Genomic DNA, 14703 nt, shown 5'->3' on the forward strand with positions numbered 1-14703 from the left:
TCAGGACGCCATTGTCGAGATCGACGTCCGCCAGATCGAGATTCAGTGCTTCGCCGACCCGCATCCCGGTGACGCTCAGCAGGCCGAAGATCGCATAGCGCGACCAGCGCGAGATCGGCTTGGCTCCCCGGCGTCGTTGCAGGCTGGCGGCGAGAAGGCGGGCTATCTCCTCCCGGTTGAAGAGATGAGGCTGGAAGCTGCTTCGTTGCCGCGGCAACAGATCCGTCGGAGGAATCTCGGTGCGCGGGTCCGTCAGAATGCGGTAGCGGGCAAAGCTGCGGATGGCGCGCAGCCTTCCGGCAAGATAATTCGGGTCGGTCGATTCAGGCTGCTGCGCCCATGCCAGAGCCAGCTTCGACGTGATCCGAGTCGCTCCGCGCCGTTCCATGAACGCCGCAAAATTCGAAAGCAGCCGCTCGTCATTCTTCAGCTTGAAGCCAAGGGATCGGCGCAATTCCAGATAATCGACAACGCCGGCGCACAGATTGTTCATGGCATTGCTCCCGGCCATGGCAGGGCGACTTCCCGCAAGGCCTCGAGATCTACCTTGGCGTATCGGCGCGTCGCATCCGGGCTGCGATGCCGCAGCACCTGGCCGATATCCGTCAGCGACGCACCCTGGCGCAGCATGTCGACGGCAAGCGCATGACGAAGCTGATGCGCTCCCGTGGAGCCGGATTCGATACCGGCGCGCCCCATCGCACGCGCAACGATCTGGCATATGTCGCTGGGCGACCTCAAACCGTCGAAGGGCGCGCGGGAACGCAGGAACACTCGGCGACAGGCCGAGTTCGGCCGACCATCCTCAAGATAGGCTGCGATGGCCTCTCCAACGTCATGGGGCAACGGCAGCGGCCGTTCCACACGGCCTTTCCCGCGCACGCCCAAACAGCCTTCGCTCCAGTCGATATCGCTCAGTTCGAGCCGGACGACCTCTCCAGCACGCAGCCCGAGCCGGGCCAGCAGCAACAAGATGGCTCGATTTCGCAGTCCGGCCGGCGTTCGCCATGTCTTGCTGGCGCTCAGCAGAACCCGAACATAATCCGCCGGCATCGCCCTCGGAATCGACGCCATCGACCATCCGGCGACGGAAGGCACTGCCGCGGCAAGATCGATATGAATGTAGTCGCGGTACCTTGCGAAGCGGAAGAACGATCGCAGCGCCGTGACGATGTGCTTGGCCGAGGCGAAGGTGCGGTCCTTCGGTGCATTCCGCCGGATATAGTCCGCGATCTGGCCGGCATGCAGGGAAGCAAGACGCGGTTCGGACGCGCCGGTTATCTCCGCCAGAAAGTGCCTGACATATCCGGCGTAATTCTCGATCGTGGCCGGCGCCAGGCCGCGATCTTCGTGCAGGTAAGAACTGTATTCCCGCAACACCCGGTCAATGCCGGACGTCTCGACCGAAGCCGTAGCCCGGCGTTCGACAATGCCCTTTTCCTGGAGCCAGTCCGTCATGGCGGACAGGGCGATGCGGTCGCCGCCTTTGAGACAGCGGTGTCGGGCTCGATCGCGCAGGAACGCTTCTTCGTATCCGCTTGTGATCTCGTCGGCCAGAATGCCCTTGCGTCCCAGCCACTGGCTGAACTCGTTGAGGAGGAACGTCTTCTTCCAATACGAGACCTGCGAATACCCGCGCCCGGCGAGATATTCGGCATATGGCTCCAGATAAGGAGCCAGTGGGCCCTCGGCTTGCAGCCGGGAGGGCCTCTTTCGACAGGCTCTGCTCATCGGAAAAACCGCGTCGGCCGGTTCTGCTCGAACCAAACTATGCCGACCGACATCTTCAAAAATACCACGGAAAGCAAGCACATGCACACGCAACGCGGCATAGTCCACAAGACGGCATATGATCTTGTATTCCGCTAGCGGAATACGAGATCGCGGTTGACGATCACGCGGACCGGAAAACCTTGGCGAATCGTGAGGGTCGGCTGGATGTTGAGCTGGCGACGCACGAGCTGTTGACCGGTGTTGTTGACCGAGTCCTGCGAGCCGCGGCGGAGCGCACGAACGAGATCGCTCTCGTCGCCAGTGGAGCCAAGTTCGGCGCCGACACTGAGCAAGGTCGACAGTGTCGCGGCCTTGATCATATCCCACCAATGGTAGTCGACCTCGTCCTCGAGCCCGGAGAAGCCACGGGCATCCGTGCCTTGCTGGCGCTCCAATACGATCGAATTGCCGTCCGGCAGCATGATGCGATTCCAGACGAGCAAGACGCGTTTCTGACCAAACGAGATCTGGCTGTCATACTGGCCGAGCAAACGCGATCCTTGCGGGATCAGCAGGAAGTTTCCGGTCGGCGTATCGTAGACATGCTCCGTGACCTGCGCGGTGACCTGGCCGGGAAGGTCGGACTGGATGCCGGCCAGGAGCGCTGCTGGAATCACCGTGCCGGCCTGCACGACATAAGGTGATGCAGGATTGGCAAGACGATCCGGGCTGACGATTCGGCGATCAACGGGTCCGTTAATAAATGCGAGCTTGCGATCCTGCATGTTCTGAACGGCATTGGGATCGAGCGGCGGGGCGTCGGCCGGCACCGCGAGGGCCGAGCCCGGCGTGGCATGGCCGCCTGTCGGCACCATGGGCGAGGCTACCCGGATCGCGGTTGCCGCGAAGAGCTTGCTGAGGCGTGCAGCTTCGATTTCCTGTAAGCGTCGCTGTTCTTCCGGCGTGACGCCGGGTTGCGGCAAAGGGCCTCCCGGCGGGATGGGCCGGCCCTCGTTCTGCGCACTGAGAAGTGGCCGCCCGAGGTCGCCGGGCAATGGAGGCCCTAGTCTTGGGATACCTGTATAGTCGCGTGGCAGCCCTGTCAGGCCATCGGCGGTCGAACGGTTCTCGATCGAGTAAAGCTCCTTGGCCGATTGGTCCGCTTTTCGGGTCTGCAGCGCGTAGATCAGGGCCGCCGCGACCACAAGGCCGGAAACGCCACCAAGGCCGATCAACACCTTACGCGACAGTCGCGTCACGCGTGGACGTTCTGGGCGTAAACGCAAATCCGGCGTGACATCGGGCGCTCCGTGCGAACCGTCGGTCATGACCGGCGCCTCCCATCGGTGCGGATGATGCGGACACGGCGCTCGCTGTTCTTGTCTCCGAGGCGTAGTTCGGCAGCACCGAACAGCCGGTCGACGATGTAGTAGTTCTGGCGAGCGCGATAATTGACGAGTTCGGTGTCGCCGCCCGGCCCTATAATAAAGAGAGGTGGCATCTCGCCCTGCCGGATGCCGGACGGGAACTCGATATAGACCTTGATGCCGTCATCGAAGGCGCGCAGCGGCCGCCATGCCGGTGTGTCACCCTCGATCTCGTAGCGGAAGTTCAGCGACGAGATGTCGACGCCGGTCGCGACCGGCTGGGCCGCGAGTGCAGCCGCGTTCTGGCGGCGCAGCGCGATGAGCTGATCGTGCGCATATTGCCAGGAGACTGACGCCATATAGGTCTTCTCGGTCGAGTTCAGTTCGAGAAGATAGGTGCGGCGGTCGGTATTGATGACGAGATTGGTCTGCAGGTCTGGCCGCGTCGGCTTGACCAGAATATGAACCTGCTTGGCCTCTCCCGTCCCGCTCTCGGTATCACCGATGATCCAGCGCACCGTGTCGCCGGCCGCAACTGGGCCTGATCCGACGAGCTGCTCGCCCGGCTGCAGAGCGACGTCGGTCACCTGTCCGGGCGCAGCATAGAGCTGATAAAGCGCGCCCGGGGAGAACGGATAGACCTGTACGGCGTTGATGAAGCCGTTTCGAACGGGTTGTACGCGGGCTGCCTTGTTCGCCTGGCTGATCCGGTCTCTCGGATCTTTCGGTTCCGGCCGTGCCTTCTCCGCGACCGGCTTCAGCTGACCGGGCAGTGGCAGCGGCTTTGGGACCTCAACAACCTGAACTGGTGCTGGAGGCTCCGCAGCCCGAGCTGCGGGCACAAAATCATCGTAGCTGATGTCAGGCGGGATCATCTTCTGCGCGCAGCCGCCGAGTGCGGTTGCGCTGATCAACACGGCGGGAAGCGTGATGGCGAGGATCCGCGGCTTCATTGGGAAAGCTCCTTCGACCAGTTGATGGCGTTGACGTAGATGCCGAGCGGGTTCTGCTTCAGGCGGTCGGCGTCGGTCGGCTGCTGCAGGGCGATGGTAAGGATCGCGGTCCAGCGCTCGATGCCGGCAAGCTGGCCGTTCTGGTAGGCGCGCTCGAACCAGGCGACGCGGAACGAGTCCGGTGAGGCACGGATGACACTTGAGACCTCGACCGCGATCTGGCGCTTGCCGACTTTAGCGAAGGCATCGTTGACGCGTGCATAGTCGTTGAGCGCGGCCGCGCCTCGATCGGTCGTGAACTCGTAGGCGCGGAGCCAGTTCTGCCGCACGATGACGGCATCGACCGGTATCGCGCGCACTTGCTCAATGAAGCGCGCGAGGTGCCAGGCGATCTGCGGATCGGTCGGCTTGTAGTCGGCGACGGCGGGACCGACGGCCTGCGTCTCGCCGAGCTTGTCGATCTGCACGACCCAGGGCACGACCGAGCCACGCGCCGACTGCCAGACCAAGGCGAAGGCAAGACCGGCCGACAAAAAGAGTGACCCGAAGGCCATCAGCCGCCAGTTCTTCGCCTGCACGCGGGCAGACCCGATGCGCTCATCCCAGACCTGGGCCGCGCGCTGATAGGGCGTTTCGGGTTCAGGCGTGGCGCCGTAGCGCATGGACGGTCTGCGGAAGACGGTCATCAGCGTTCATCCTGTCGAAGCGAGATGGAGGTGCCGCCACCGTGGCTGTCGCCGGACCTGACGGCATGGGCGGTGGCCGTTGCGCCGTGGCTCATCGTCTGGCGGCGCTTCATGCGTTGCGCCCAGGCCGGCGACGATGAGGCAGCTTGGGTTGCCCCTTCGCCGAGAGGGCCTATCGTCGAGGCCCCGCCGCGGGCCGCGGCAGCGGTCGCGCCCATCGCGGCTGCTCCCCTCACGGCGATCCCAGCCGCGGCACCACCCGCAACGACGGCGCCTCCGGCCGCGACCGCGGTACCGATTGCGGAGCCGGCACCAAGCTGAGGCCCGCCGGAGATCAGGCCGTTGGCGATGCCGGGACCGAAGATGCCGAGGCCGAGGAGCGATAGTGCTGCCAGCACGACCGCCATCGCGTCCTCGACGGTCGGCTGGTTACCGCCGAAGCCAGCGGTGAATTCGGAGAACAACGTCGAACCAATGCCGATGACGACGGCCAGCACCAGGACCTTGACGCCGGACGAGACGACATTGCCGAGCACACGTTCCGCAAGAAAGGCGGTCTGGCCGAAGAGTCCGAACGGGATCAACACAAATCCGGCGAGCGTGGTCAGCTTGAACTCGATCAGCGTGACGAAGAGCTGGATCGCGAGGATGAAGAAGGCGAGCAGCACGATTGCCCAGGCAAATAGCAGCACCATGATCTGGACGAAGTTCTCAAAGAACGCGATGTAGCCCATCAAGCCGGAGATCGATTCGAGGATCGGGCGCCCGGCATCGAGCCCGACCTGCGCGACGCGGCCGGGGCGCAGGAGATCAGCCGCGGTGAAGCTTGTGCCGGTCGCTTTCAGGCCAAGACCGGCGAAGCTCTCGAACACGATCCGCGCAAGCGCGTTCCAATTGCTGATAATGAAGGCCAAGGCGCCGACGAAGAGGGTCTTCTTCACGAGGCGCGCGATGATGTCCTCATCCGCGCCCCACGACCAGAACAAAGCTGCCAGTGTGATATCGATGACGATCAATGTCGTGGCGATAAAGGCCACTTCGCCGCCGAGCAATCCGAACCCGGAATCGATATAGCGGGTGAAGACCTCAAGGAAGCGATCGATGACGCCGGTGCCACCCATCAGCGTGGCTCATCGGATGAGTGGGGAGTAACCGACGTCGGAATCCTGTCTTGGGCCTTAGTCGGCGTGTCCGTTGTCCGTGCAACAGGCGCGCGCGGTGTGAAGAAGCGGCGGCGATTCTCCGCCCAGATATGGCGGCAGGTGTCATCTGCTGACAGCACCGCGCGGCAGCGTGAGAGTTCTGCCGCAAGCGGATCACGTGTTTCCGTTGCTGGTCCGACCGCGCGGCTGGTATCACGGCTACGGCTTGCTTCGCCCATGGCGATGATAGCGATCGCGACGGCCGCGGCGATTGCCGCGAAGTGCAGGAACGAGGCGACGCCACTTCCGCCGTCGCCATTTTCCTCGCGCTTGAACGGGTGCCAGGCCTTCATCATTGGAACATCCGGACGGTCGTTGGCCGATAACCCGCGCCAGGCGTGAGGAAGCGGCGGAGTCGTTCGCGGGCCTGCTCTTGCGCTGCTGTCCGCTGGGCGGCTTCGAGATTTTGCGCGCGACCTTGTGCGGCAAAGGCCGCGGTGAGATCGGCAATCTGCTGGGTTTGCAAGGCGATGAGCTGGTTGCCCGCCTGTGTCGCCTGCAGCGCGCCGGTCGCGGTTTGGCTTGCCGTGACGAGGGAGGACATCTCGATGCGGTTGGTTTCGAGATTGGCAACGACGCCGGCGTGAACCTTCATGGCGTCCTGGAGACCCGCCATGGAGTTGCGCCAGCGTTCGCGTGCGCCGTCGATCAGTCCCTGGTCGGTGGCTGTCGTGGACGCCGCGCCATAGGTCGTGGAAAAGGCGTGGTCGATCTGGCCGACGTCATAGGTGATGCGCTGCGCCTCCCTCAGAAGCTGCTGGGTGCGCTGGATCGACTGCTGGATCTGATTGAGCGAGGATTGCGGCAGGCTCGCAAGGTTGCGAGCCTGATTGATCAGCATCTGCGCCTGATTCTGCAGCCCGGTGATCTGATTGTTGATCTGCTGCAGCGCCCGCGCCGCCTGAAGAACGTTCTGAACATAGTTGCTTGGATCGTACACGACGAGCTGTGCCGATGCCGGCGGGATTGACAATGCGCCGACGATGGATCCCGCAAAAAGAGCAGCGCGGATGCGCGAATGCCTGGTATTCATGATGCCTCCAGGTTGGTGAGATCGGGGATGAGGTCGGCAGCCCATAGAAGTTCTCGCTCCGCGAGCCAGGCCTGCACGAAGCCGTCCGCACCATGCTTGGCGAGAACGCGATCGATGGCCGCGTGGTCGGCCTTGGATGAGGCGCCGCAGAAGGCGAGCGCGATCGGCCCGAGGCCGAGCTCGAACGGACGGTTGCCGCGGCGGGACTGGCAGTAATAGTCGCGCTTGGGCGTGGCGCGGGCGATGATCTCGATCTGCGTGTCGTTCAGACCGAAGCGCCGGTAGGTCGCGGTGATCTGCGGCTCGATCGCGCGCTCATTCGGAAGAAAAATGCGCGTCGGGCAGCTCTCGACAATGGCCGGCGCGATCGGGCTGCCGTCGATATCGGAAAGCGACTGCGTGGCGAAGACGACGGAGGCATTTTTCTTGCGCAGGGTCTTGAGCCATTCGCGCAACTGGGCGGCAAAGCCCCCGTCATCGAGCGCGAGCCAGCCCTCATCGATGATCAGGAGCGTCGGCCGGCCATCGAGCCGGCTTTCAATGCGGTGGAAGAGGTAGGCCAGCACGGCGCCAGCGGCGCCCGTTCCGATCAGTCCCTCGGTCTCGAACGCTTGGACCGGGGCATCGCCCAATCTCTCCTGCTCGGCATCGAGCAAGCGGCCGTAGGCGCCCCCGATGCAGTAGGGCTGCAAGGCCTGCTTCAGCTTTGCGGACTGAAGCAGCACCGCGAGGCCTGTCAATGTGCGCTCCGCAATAGGAGCACTCGCGAGTGAAGTGAGCGCCGCCCACAGATACTCCTTCAGCTCAGGCGTCAGCACGATGCCCTCGCGGTTCAGAATGTCGACAACCCAATCGGCCGCCCAGGCCCGTTCCGCTACCTGGTTGATGCCGGCGAGCGGCTGGAGCGACACGGAAACATCGGAGTTATCCGACAGACCGCCGCCGAGATCGTGCCAGTCTCCCTTCATAGCCAAGGCCGCGGCGCGGATGGACCCTCCGAAATCGAAAGCAAAGACCTGCGATTGCCGATAACGCCGAAATTGAAGCACCATCAGCGCCAGCAGCACGGACTTGCCGGCGCCGGTCGGCCCGACCACCAGCGTATGTCCGACGTCACCGACATGGAGCGCGAACCGAAACGGGGTCGCTCCCTCGGTCCGAGCAAAGAAGAGCGGCGGCGCCACGAAATGCTCGTCGCGTTCCGGCCCGGCCCAGACCGCCGAGAGCGGGATCATGTGGGAGAGATTGAGAGTCGAGACCGGCGGCTGCCTGACATTGGCATAGACATGACCCGGTAGAGAGCCAAGCCAGGCCTCGATCGCGTTGAGCCCCTCCGCGATGCAGGTGAAGTTGCGGCCCTGGATGATCTTCTCGACGAGCCGCAGCTTCTCTGCCGCGACGCCGGCGTCGTCATCCCACACCGTCACGGTGGCTGTGACGTAAGCCTGTCCGACGTCATCGGCACCAAGCTCCTGTAGGGCGAGGTCTGCATCAGCGGCTTTATTCGCAGCGTCGCTGTCCAGGAGGACCGACGCCTCGTTGGTCATCACCTCCTTCAGGATCGCACCGATACTCTTGCGCTTGGCGAACCACTGGCGCCGGATCTTGGTCAGCAGCCGGACGGCTTCAGTCTTGTCGAGCAGAATTGCTCGGGTCGACCAGCGATATTCGAAGGCCAGCCGGTTCAGCTCGTCGAGGATTCCGGGATAGGTCGTCGTCGGGAAACCAATGACCGTGAGCGTGCGCAGATGCGCATCGCCAAGACGAGGCTCGAGTCCGCCCACCAGCGACTGATCGCTCAGGAGCGCGTCGAGGTGCATCGGCGTTTCGGGGACGCGGACGCGCTGGCGCTTGGTCGAGATGGTTGAGTGGAGATAGGTCAGGGTCTCCGGGTCATCGAGCCAGTAGACCTCGGGCACAAAACCTTCGAAAAGCTGCAGGATGCGATCGGTGCGGTCAATGAAGCCGCGAAGCAGCTCATGAGCGTCGACGCCGGTTTGCTCGCGTCCTTCGTAGAGCCAGCTTTCAGCGCGGGAAGCGTCTTCGGCCGGCGGCATCCAGAGAAAGGTGAGATAGTAGCGGCTCTCGAAATGGACGCCAGCGGCCTCGAACTGCTCGCGGCGCTCGAGGTCGACCAGCGCGGACGCGGCTTCTGGAAAGACGCTGTCGAGATAGGCAGTCGCCGGGCTGCGCTGCGCTTCCACGAAGATGGCCCAGCCCGACCCCAGCCGGCGCAAAGCGCTGTTGAGCCGCGCGGTCGTGCCGATCAGCTCGGCCGCCGTGGCGCTGTCGAGGTCCGGCCCCCGGAAGCGTGCCGTGCGCTGGAACGATCCGTCCTTGTTCAGAACAACGCCCGCTTCGATCAGTGCCGCCCAAGGCAGGTAATCGGCAAGGCTTGCGGTGCGTTTGCGATACTCGGCGAGGTTCATCATCTCGCGAACCTCACAACCGGAAATGCGCGGGATAGCGCAGATGGCGGCGTACAACGTCGACGAACTGGGTATCGCGCCGCGTCGCCCAGACCGCCGCGAAGTGTCCCGCCGCCCAAAGCAGGATGCCGATAAGCCAGAGCCGCAGGCCAAGGCTGACGGTGGCTGCCAGCGTGCCGTTGGCAATCGCAACCGAGTGAGGAGCGCCGCCGAGCAGGATCGGGTCGGTCAGCGCACGATGAACCGGCGCATGGAAACCGGCGATCGATTCGCGTAGCTGCATCAGAGGAGCGCTCCGCCGCCGAAAGAGAAGAACGACAGGAAGAAGCTCGACGCGGCGAACGCGATCGACAGCCCGAATACGATCTGGACCAGCCGCCGGAAGCCGCCTGCGGTATCACCGAACGCGAGCGTCAGGCCGGTGACGATGATGATGATCACCGCGATGATCTTGGCCACCGGGCCCTCGATCGACTCCAAGATGCGCTGAAGTGGCGCTTCCCATGGCATCGACGAGCCGGCGGCGCGGACGGGCGATATTGACAACGCGCCGATCGTGATAGTGGCGATAATCAGTGCGGCCCGCGTCCGCAGGCCGCGTATGTGCACGGTCATGGATGGTCTCCGTTGAGTGTGTGATCGCCGCCCGCCTCAGGCGGGAGGATGACGTAGTCGCCGGTTGTCGCATCGAGGCCGGCGACAACCGCAAGTTCGGAGAGCCGGCGCTGTGCGCCCCTCCCGGCCAGCACCGCGATGATGTTGATCGTCTCCGCTATTAAGGCGCGCGGCACGGTGATGACGGCTTCTTGGATGAGTTGCTCGAGCCGTCGTAGCGCGCCAAGTGCTGTCCCGGCGTGGATGGTGCCGATACCCCCGGGATGGCCGGTGCCCCAGGCTTTCACGAGATCCAGCGCCTCGGCCCCACGTACTTCGCCAATTGGAATGCGATCGGGACGCAACCGAAGAGACGAGCGCACGAGATCGGAGAGCGTTGCGACACCATCCTTGGTTCGTAGTGCCACGAGATTGCGAGCATGACATTGCAGCTCGCGAGTGTCCTCGATCAGCACCACGCGATCCGAAGTTTTTGCGACCTCAGCAAGTAGTGCGTTGGTGAGGGTGGTCTTGCCGGTCGAGGTGCCGCCGGCGACTAGGATGTTGCGACGCCTGGCCACCGCATCGCACAGGATCGTCGCCTCGCCGGGGGTCATAATGCCGGCGACTGCGTAGTCATCAAGCGTAAAGACGGCGACCGCGGGTTTGCGGATCGAGAATGCCGGAGCGGAAACAACGGGTGGCAGAAGCCCCTCGAACCTCTCGCCGGTTACAGGCAATTCTGCGGAGACACGCGGAGCGCGGTGGTGGACCTCGGCGCCGACATGATGGGCAACCAGCCGGATGATGCGCTCGCCATCGGCGGGCGACATTACAGAACCGGTCTCGAACAGGCCTTCCGAAAGGCGATCGATCCAAAGGCGACCGTCAGGATTGAGCATGACCTCAACGACGGAGGAATCTTCGAGGTAGGTGGTGATGTCCGGCCCGAGCGCCGTGCGTAACATGCGGGCACCGCGCGTGACCGCTTCTGCCTTGGGAGTTGCATTCCCCATGTTGTCCCCGGCGCTACGTCGGCCCGTTAAGTCGGGCCGGACATCAGGGACGAATAGAAGCGGCACGAGTGCGGCTAGGCAACAAGAGTCAGGCGCTCATCGCAATGAAGCGAAAAAATACAAGCGATCGGCGCTTCCTTATGCCGCCGATATGACGACGTGCGATGAGCCTGCAAATGCGTGCAATAGAGTTAGGAACTGCTTCAAAGTAGGATTCGAATTATTTCGGCGCCAATAGGCGACGAACCCAAGTCGAGTTGGTCCGTTTCCGTCACGAACTTCTCGATAGACGATTCCGGCGGGCATGTTACCCATTGAGGATTCGCAAACCAAAGCAACACCTCGTTTGCGATTCACCAAACCGAGAAGATGGTCGTGACTTACTTTCATGCGGGCGATGAGCGGACCGTCGCCCGGAGATATAAGTTTGCTTAGCAGGATGCCCTCAAGATCCGGTCCCGGATCCTGAACACCCATAAGAAAGCGCTCTCCCTTAAGGTCGGTCCAATAAACGAACTCGCGCTCGACTAGAGGGTGCTCCTTGTGGAGGGCAACCATGATCCGTTCAGACCATAAACGTGTATGCGCGTAATCGCGATATGCGGGCTCGCCCAGTACAACAATGATATCGACAGCACCACGATCTAGAAGAGAGATTAGGGACGACCTGGAATCTTCAACCACGTTGACGTCAACGTTTTCAAACTGCTCTGCGAAGCCACATACAATATCGACGAGTGCGCCCGTCGAAAGCGACGTATAGATTCCAATGTGCAAACGGCCGGAGGTCCCGACTTTCACGGCTTTAACATGATTCTGCATATACTCCAATTCGGCAAGAATACGCTTCGCGCTGGTTACGAGGGCCTCGCCTTCCCCAGTAAGTTGCGAGCCGCTTGTGGATCGCTCGAATAGTGGCAGACCAAGTTGATCTTCAAGCTCGCGAATTCTCTTGCTCAGCGTCGGTTGCGTGACGTTAAGCGCGGCAGCCGCACGCCGAAAGCTGCGGTAATCGGCAGCTGCAACGACGTAACGCAAATGGCAAATTTCTATGCTCATCTTCAAATTGAACTCACCCGTAAGGCTGCCAACTTTAAGATAACCTTCCGCGATGCTCCGTTCGCCGGGAGCGGCGTTCGTTCTACTCCATTCTTATGCTGATGACGTCATAACAACAAATGATGAGCGCGGGATTCGAGTTCTATGCAAGGATCGTTGGCGTGAAATTAGATGCTGCCCTTAGAGACAAAGAGGCGAGATGTTGCGCTTGGCGAACATGGTCGTGATGATCACAGGCGCAGCGCGGGGCATCGGTGCTGCCTATGCCAAAGGATTCGCAGCCGAAGGCGCGCGGGTGAGCCTTTGCGATCTGAAATATCCCAACACCGTCGTAGAAGAGATCGCGGAAGCTGGCGGACATGCCATCGGGTTTGGGTGTGATGTGACCGACAAGCAGGCTGTCGACGCGATGGTCGCGAAAACGGTGAGGGCGTTTGGCAGCATCCACGTGCTGATCAACAACGCTGGACTCTTCGCCACGATCCCTTTGAAGGGGATGTCGGAGATCGCCAGCGATGAGTGGGACCGGATCATGGCGGTTAACGTGCGTGGGTCTTTCGAATGCGCGCGCGCGGTGCTGCCGCTGATGCGCGCGCAAAAATACGGAAAAATCATCAACACCGCTTCGGGCACAGTCTACCGCGGACTGCCACGCTTCCTGCATTACGTCGCGTCGAAGGGCGCAGTGATCGCGATGACGCGCGCGATGGCACGCGAGCTTGGGGATGATGGCATAAGGGTGAATTGCGTTGCGCCTGGCCTCACCTTGAGCGACGGGGTTGTCGACAACCGGTGGGCAGACAGTATTTCGGACGCGATCAGAAACAGCCGCTGTCTGAAACGTGACCAGATGCCCGAGGACCTGGTGGGGACCATGCTGTTTCTGGCGGGCCCGGAAAGCGACTTTATCACCGGCCAGACCCTTATCGTCGACGGCGGCGGCTCGATGAACTGAGCGCTACCGCTATCAGGTTTCGGTCCGGGCCTGAGGAATGACCGCGAAGGGCGGCGGCGTGAGCCTGAGCAGATGCCACGGACTTGGCATCGAGCCGACCGGACCCTCTACGAAGATGGGGCCTGCGCCTGAGTGCTGAACGATGACATCCTGCATTTCGCGCGGTGAGTCGGCACGAAAATACGGGATATCGAACGCATCGGCCAGGTGATCGAACCGAGGGTTTGTCAGCAATGCCGTACTCGGCCTGGAACTGATCATTTTGCATCTTCCGGACATTGCCGAAGTGCCCGTCGTTGAAAACCACTATTGAGACATTCAGACTGTATTTTCTTGCCGTTGCTAGCTCCTGCATGTTCCATCCAAATCCTCCGTCGCCGTTGATGCTGACGACGACCCGGTTCCGGTTTGCAACCGCAGCGCCGAGCGCGGTCGGCAAGCCGTATCCGAGCGTGCCCTGATAGCCCGGCGACAGCAGCGTGTTCGGCTCATAGACCGGGTAGGCAAGACGGGCGAAATATCCGACCTGCGTCAACTCATTGACAAGGACGCCATCATCGGGGATCGCGGATCGAAGCGCTCTGACCCAGGATGCCTGTGGTTCGATGTCGTTGATCTGTTCCAGCGCGCTCGCGCGGACGCGCTGAATGTCGAGGACCGTCGCGGGCCGCGTTCTGCAGGCGCGTTCCAGCGCTTCCAGGGCCGTACGACAATCGCACTCGATCGCGCAATCTGCGCGTCGCGGCGACGACCAGGCCGAGGGGTCGAGGTTGATGTAAATGTAGGTCTTGTTATCTGTCGGCCATGCCGGCCTGCCCAGGGCGGTGTCGACAAAGCGGCTGCCCACGACCAGAACCAGATCGGCATCCGGGAAGACGGCTCTTCCTTCCAGCGTGGAAAGCGCCAACGGATGGCGGTCGGAGAGGGCGCCGCGGCCATTTTCACCCATGACGACCGGGCACTGCAATTTTTCGGCAAGGGCGCGCAACGACCTTGACGCTCCGCTACTGAGAACACCGCCCCCCGCATAGATCACCGGATTCTTGCTTCGTTCGATCAGGAATGCGGCGCGCTCTATCGCGCCGATATCTGGCTGTACCTCCTTCACGGCGACCGGATCGAGCAATGATATGTCGGCGCTTGCGCTGAGAACGTCGTGCGGAATCTCGATGCCGACCGGCTGAGGACGTCCGGTCATGAGCTGATGAAATGCCTGACGGACGATCCCGGGAACGTCGTCAGGACGCATGGCCCGTCCTTGCCATTTTGTGACGCTACCAAGGATCCGCGATTGGTCCCGGACTTCGTGAAGGAGACCCAGCCCTTTCCCGATCGCCGCCGAATGTATGTCCCCCACGATACACAAGACTCTCGAGTTGCAAGCGAAGGCGGTTGCGAGACCGGCCATTGCGTTGAGGAGGCCTGGGCCCGGGACCACCATGCAGATTCCGGGCTTCCCGGAGCTGCGGGCATAGCCGTCCGCAGCGTAGGAGGCGGCCTGCTCATGCCGCGTCACGGTGTAGGCAAGCGTGTCACTGACCTTTCTTAGGCCCTCAACCGCCCAGTCGAGCTGCACGCCCGGAACACCGAAGACATCGGTCGAACCCTCGTGAACGAGCTGTTGGGCCAACGCGTCGCCACCGGTCATCTTCATCGTGGGGATACTTTCTGCAGCAACGGGCAAACCGCGCATCGG

The 14703-nt window shown here is 62.4% G+C and carries 14 protein-coding genes and 1 pseudogene; 1 reads left to right on the plus strand and 14 read right to left on the minus strand.

From position 1 onward, the window contains the following. The 13 genes and pseudogenes from AB7F49_RS12955 to AB7F49_RS13015 form a co-directional block, all read right to left on the minus strand. Window positions 1–493, minus strand: a pseudogene (locus AB7F49_RS12955) (tyrosine-type recombinase/integrase); the annotation flags it as partial. Beyond that, on the minus strand, window positions 490–1731 hold the full coding sequence (locus AB7F49_RS12960) for a tyrosine-type recombinase/integrase (RefSeq protein WP_428522923.1): 1242 nt from the start codon (window positions 1729–1731) through the stop codon (window positions 490–492). The gene AB7F49_RS12960 and the pseudogene AB7F49_RS12955, both read right to left, overlap by 4 nt. Window positions 1732–1865: 134 nt before the next feature. Then, window positions 1866–3041 carry a TrbI/VirB10 family protein gene (locus AB7F49_RS12965; protein ID WP_428522925.1) on the minus strand — a complete coding sequence of 392 codons (1176 nt, stop codon included), beginning with the start codon at window positions 3039–3041 and terminating at the stop codon, window positions 1866–1868. Continuing rightward, a complete protein-coding gene (gene trbG / locus AB7F49_RS12970) occupies window positions 3038–4033 on the minus strand; it encodes a P-type conjugative transfer protein TrbG (RefSeq protein WP_428522927.1) in 996 nt (331 codons plus the stop codon). The genes AB7F49_RS12965 and trbG overlap by 4 nt, the downstream gene beginning before the upstream one ends. After that, window positions 4030–4719 carry a conjugal transfer protein TrbF gene (gene trbF, locus AB7F49_RS12975; protein ID WP_428522929.1) on the minus strand — a complete coding sequence of 230 codons (690 nt, stop codon included), beginning with the start codon at window positions 4717–4719 and terminating at the stop codon, window positions 4030–4032. Before trbF ends, trbG begins: the two co-directional genes overlap by 4 nt. After that, window positions 4719–5840: a P-type conjugative transfer protein TrbL gene (gene trbL / locus AB7F49_RS12980; protein ID WP_428522931.1), complete on the minus strand. Its 1122-nt coding sequence runs from the start codon at window positions 5838–5840 to the stop codon at window positions 4719–4721. The genes trbF and trbL overlap by 1 nt, the downstream gene beginning before the upstream one ends. Continuing rightward, entirely contained in the window at window positions 5840–6217 is a 378-nt protein-coding gene (gene trbK-alt / locus AB7F49_RS12985) for a putative entry exclusion protein TrbK-alt (protein ID WP_428522933.1), read from the minus strand. Before trbK-alt ends, trbL begins: the two co-directional genes overlap by 1 nt. Further along, window positions 6214–6954, minus strand: a complete 741-nt coding sequence (trbJ, locus tag AB7F49_RS12990; RefSeq protein WP_428522935.1) for a P-type conjugative transfer protein TrbJ — start codon at window positions 6952–6954, stop codon at window positions 6214–6216. The genes trbK-alt and trbJ overlap by 4 nt, the downstream gene beginning before the upstream one ends. After that, a complete protein-coding gene (gene trbE / locus AB7F49_RS12995; protein WP_428522937.1) occupies window positions 6951–9386 on the minus strand; it encodes a conjugal transfer protein TrbE in 2436 nt (811 codons plus the stop codon). The genes trbJ and trbE overlap by 4 nt, the downstream gene beginning before the upstream one ends. Before the next feature lie 10 nt (window positions 9387–9396). Beyond that, on the minus strand, window positions 9397–9666 hold the full coding sequence (locus AB7F49_RS13000; protein ID WP_428522939.1) for a VirB3 family type IV secretion system protein: 270 nt from the start codon (window positions 9664–9666) through the stop codon (window positions 9397–9399). Beyond that, complete coding sequence (locus tag AB7F49_RS13005; RefSeq protein WP_428522941.1) at window positions 9666–9998, minus strand: TrbC/VirB2 family protein; 333 nt, start codon at window positions 9996–9998, stop codon at window positions 9666–9668. Before AB7F49_RS13005 ends, AB7F49_RS13000 begins: the two co-directional genes overlap by 1 nt. Beyond that, entirely contained in the window at window positions 9995–10993 is a 999-nt protein-coding gene (gene trbB, locus AB7F49_RS13010; protein WP_428522943.1) for a P-type conjugative transfer ATPase TrbB, read from the minus strand. Before trbB ends, AB7F49_RS13005 begins: the two co-directional genes overlap by 4 nt. A 138-nt stretch (window positions 10994–11131) precedes the next feature. Continuing rightward, entirely contained in the window at window positions 11132–12052 is a 921-nt protein-coding gene (locus AB7F49_RS13015) for a LysR substrate-binding domain-containing protein (RefSeq protein ID WP_428522945.1), read from the minus strand. A 217-nt stretch (window positions 12053–12269) separates the two neighbouring features. Between AB7F49_RS13015 and AB7F49_RS13020 the strand changes: the two genes are divergently transcribed. Continuing rightward, window positions 12270–13007 (plus strand): SDR family NAD(P)-dependent oxidoreductase, encoded by a 738-nt coding sequence (locus tag AB7F49_RS13020; protein WP_428523057.1) that lies wholly within the window; start codon window positions 12270–12272, stop codon window positions 13005–13007. Here AB7F49_RS13020 and AB7F49_RS13025 read toward each other — a convergent pair. Further along, window positions 12976–14700: a thiamine pyrophosphate-binding protein gene (locus AB7F49_RS13025; protein ID WP_428522947.1), complete on the minus strand. Its 1725-nt coding sequence runs from the start codon at window positions 14698–14700 to the stop codon at window positions 12976–12978. The genes AB7F49_RS13020 and AB7F49_RS13025 overlap by 32 nt on opposite strands. Between the last annotated feature and the right edge of the window lie 3 nt (window positions 14701–14703).

The sequence above is a fragment of the Pseudorhodoplanes sp. genome, assembly GCF_050250235.1.
Classification (GTDB): domain Bacteria; phylum Pseudomonadota; class Alphaproteobacteria; order Rhizobiales; family Xanthobacteraceae; genus Pseudorhodoplanes.

Coding starts and splice junctions, on each gene's coding strand:
- trbK-alt (WP_428522933.1), bottom strand. CDS start 6,217: ATGATGAAGGCCTGGCACCCGTTCAAGCGCGAGGAAAATGGCGACGGC.
- AB7F49_RS13025 (WP_428522947.1), bottom strand. CDS start 14,700: ATGCGCGGTTTGCCCGTTGCTGCAGAAAGTATCCCCACGATGAAGATG.
- AB7F49_RS13005 (WP_428522941.1), bottom strand. CDS start 9,998: ATGACCGTGCACATACGCGGCCTGCGGACGCGGGCCGCACTGATTATC.
- trbJ (WP_428522935.1), bottom strand. CDS start 6,954: ATGAATACCAGGCATTCGCGCATCCGCGCTGCTCTTTTTGCGGGATCC.
- trbF (WP_428522929.1), bottom strand. CDS start 4,719: ATGACCGTCTTCCGCAGACCGTCCATGCGCTACGGCGCCACGCCTGAA.
- trbL (WP_428522931.1), bottom strand. CDS start 5,840: ATGGGTGGCACCGGCGTCATCGATCGCTTCCTTGAGGTCTTCACCCGC.
- AB7F49_RS12960 (WP_428522923.1), bottom strand. CDS start 1,731: ATGAGCAGAGCCTGTCGAAAGAGGCCCTCCCGGCTGCAAGCCGAGGGC.
- AB7F49_RS12965 (WP_428522925.1), bottom strand. CDS start 3,041: ATGACCGACGGTTCGCACGGAGCGCCCGATGTCACGCCGGATTTGCGT.
- AB7F49_RS13000 (WP_428522939.1), bottom strand. CDS start 9,666: ATGCAGCTACGCGAATCGATCGCCGGTTTCCATGCGCCGGTTCATCGT.
- trbG (WP_428522927.1), bottom strand. CDS start 4,033: ATGAAGCCGCGGATCCTCGCCATCACGCTTCCCGCCGTGTTGATCAGC.
- trbE (WP_428522937.1), bottom strand. CDS start 9,386: ATGATGAACCTCGCCGAGTATCGCAAACGCACCGCAAGCCTTGCCGAT.
- trbB (WP_428522943.1), bottom strand. CDS start 10,993: ATGGGGAATGCAACTCCCAAGGCAGAAGCGGTCACGCGCGGTGCCCGC.
- AB7F49_RS13020 (WP_428523057.1), top strand. CDS start 12,270: ATGGTCGTGATGATCACAGGCGCAGCGCGGGGCATCGGTGCTGCCTAT.
- AB7F49_RS13015 (WP_428522945.1), bottom strand. CDS start 12,052: ATGAGCATAGAAATTTGCCATTTGCGTTACGTCGTTGCAGCTGCCGAT.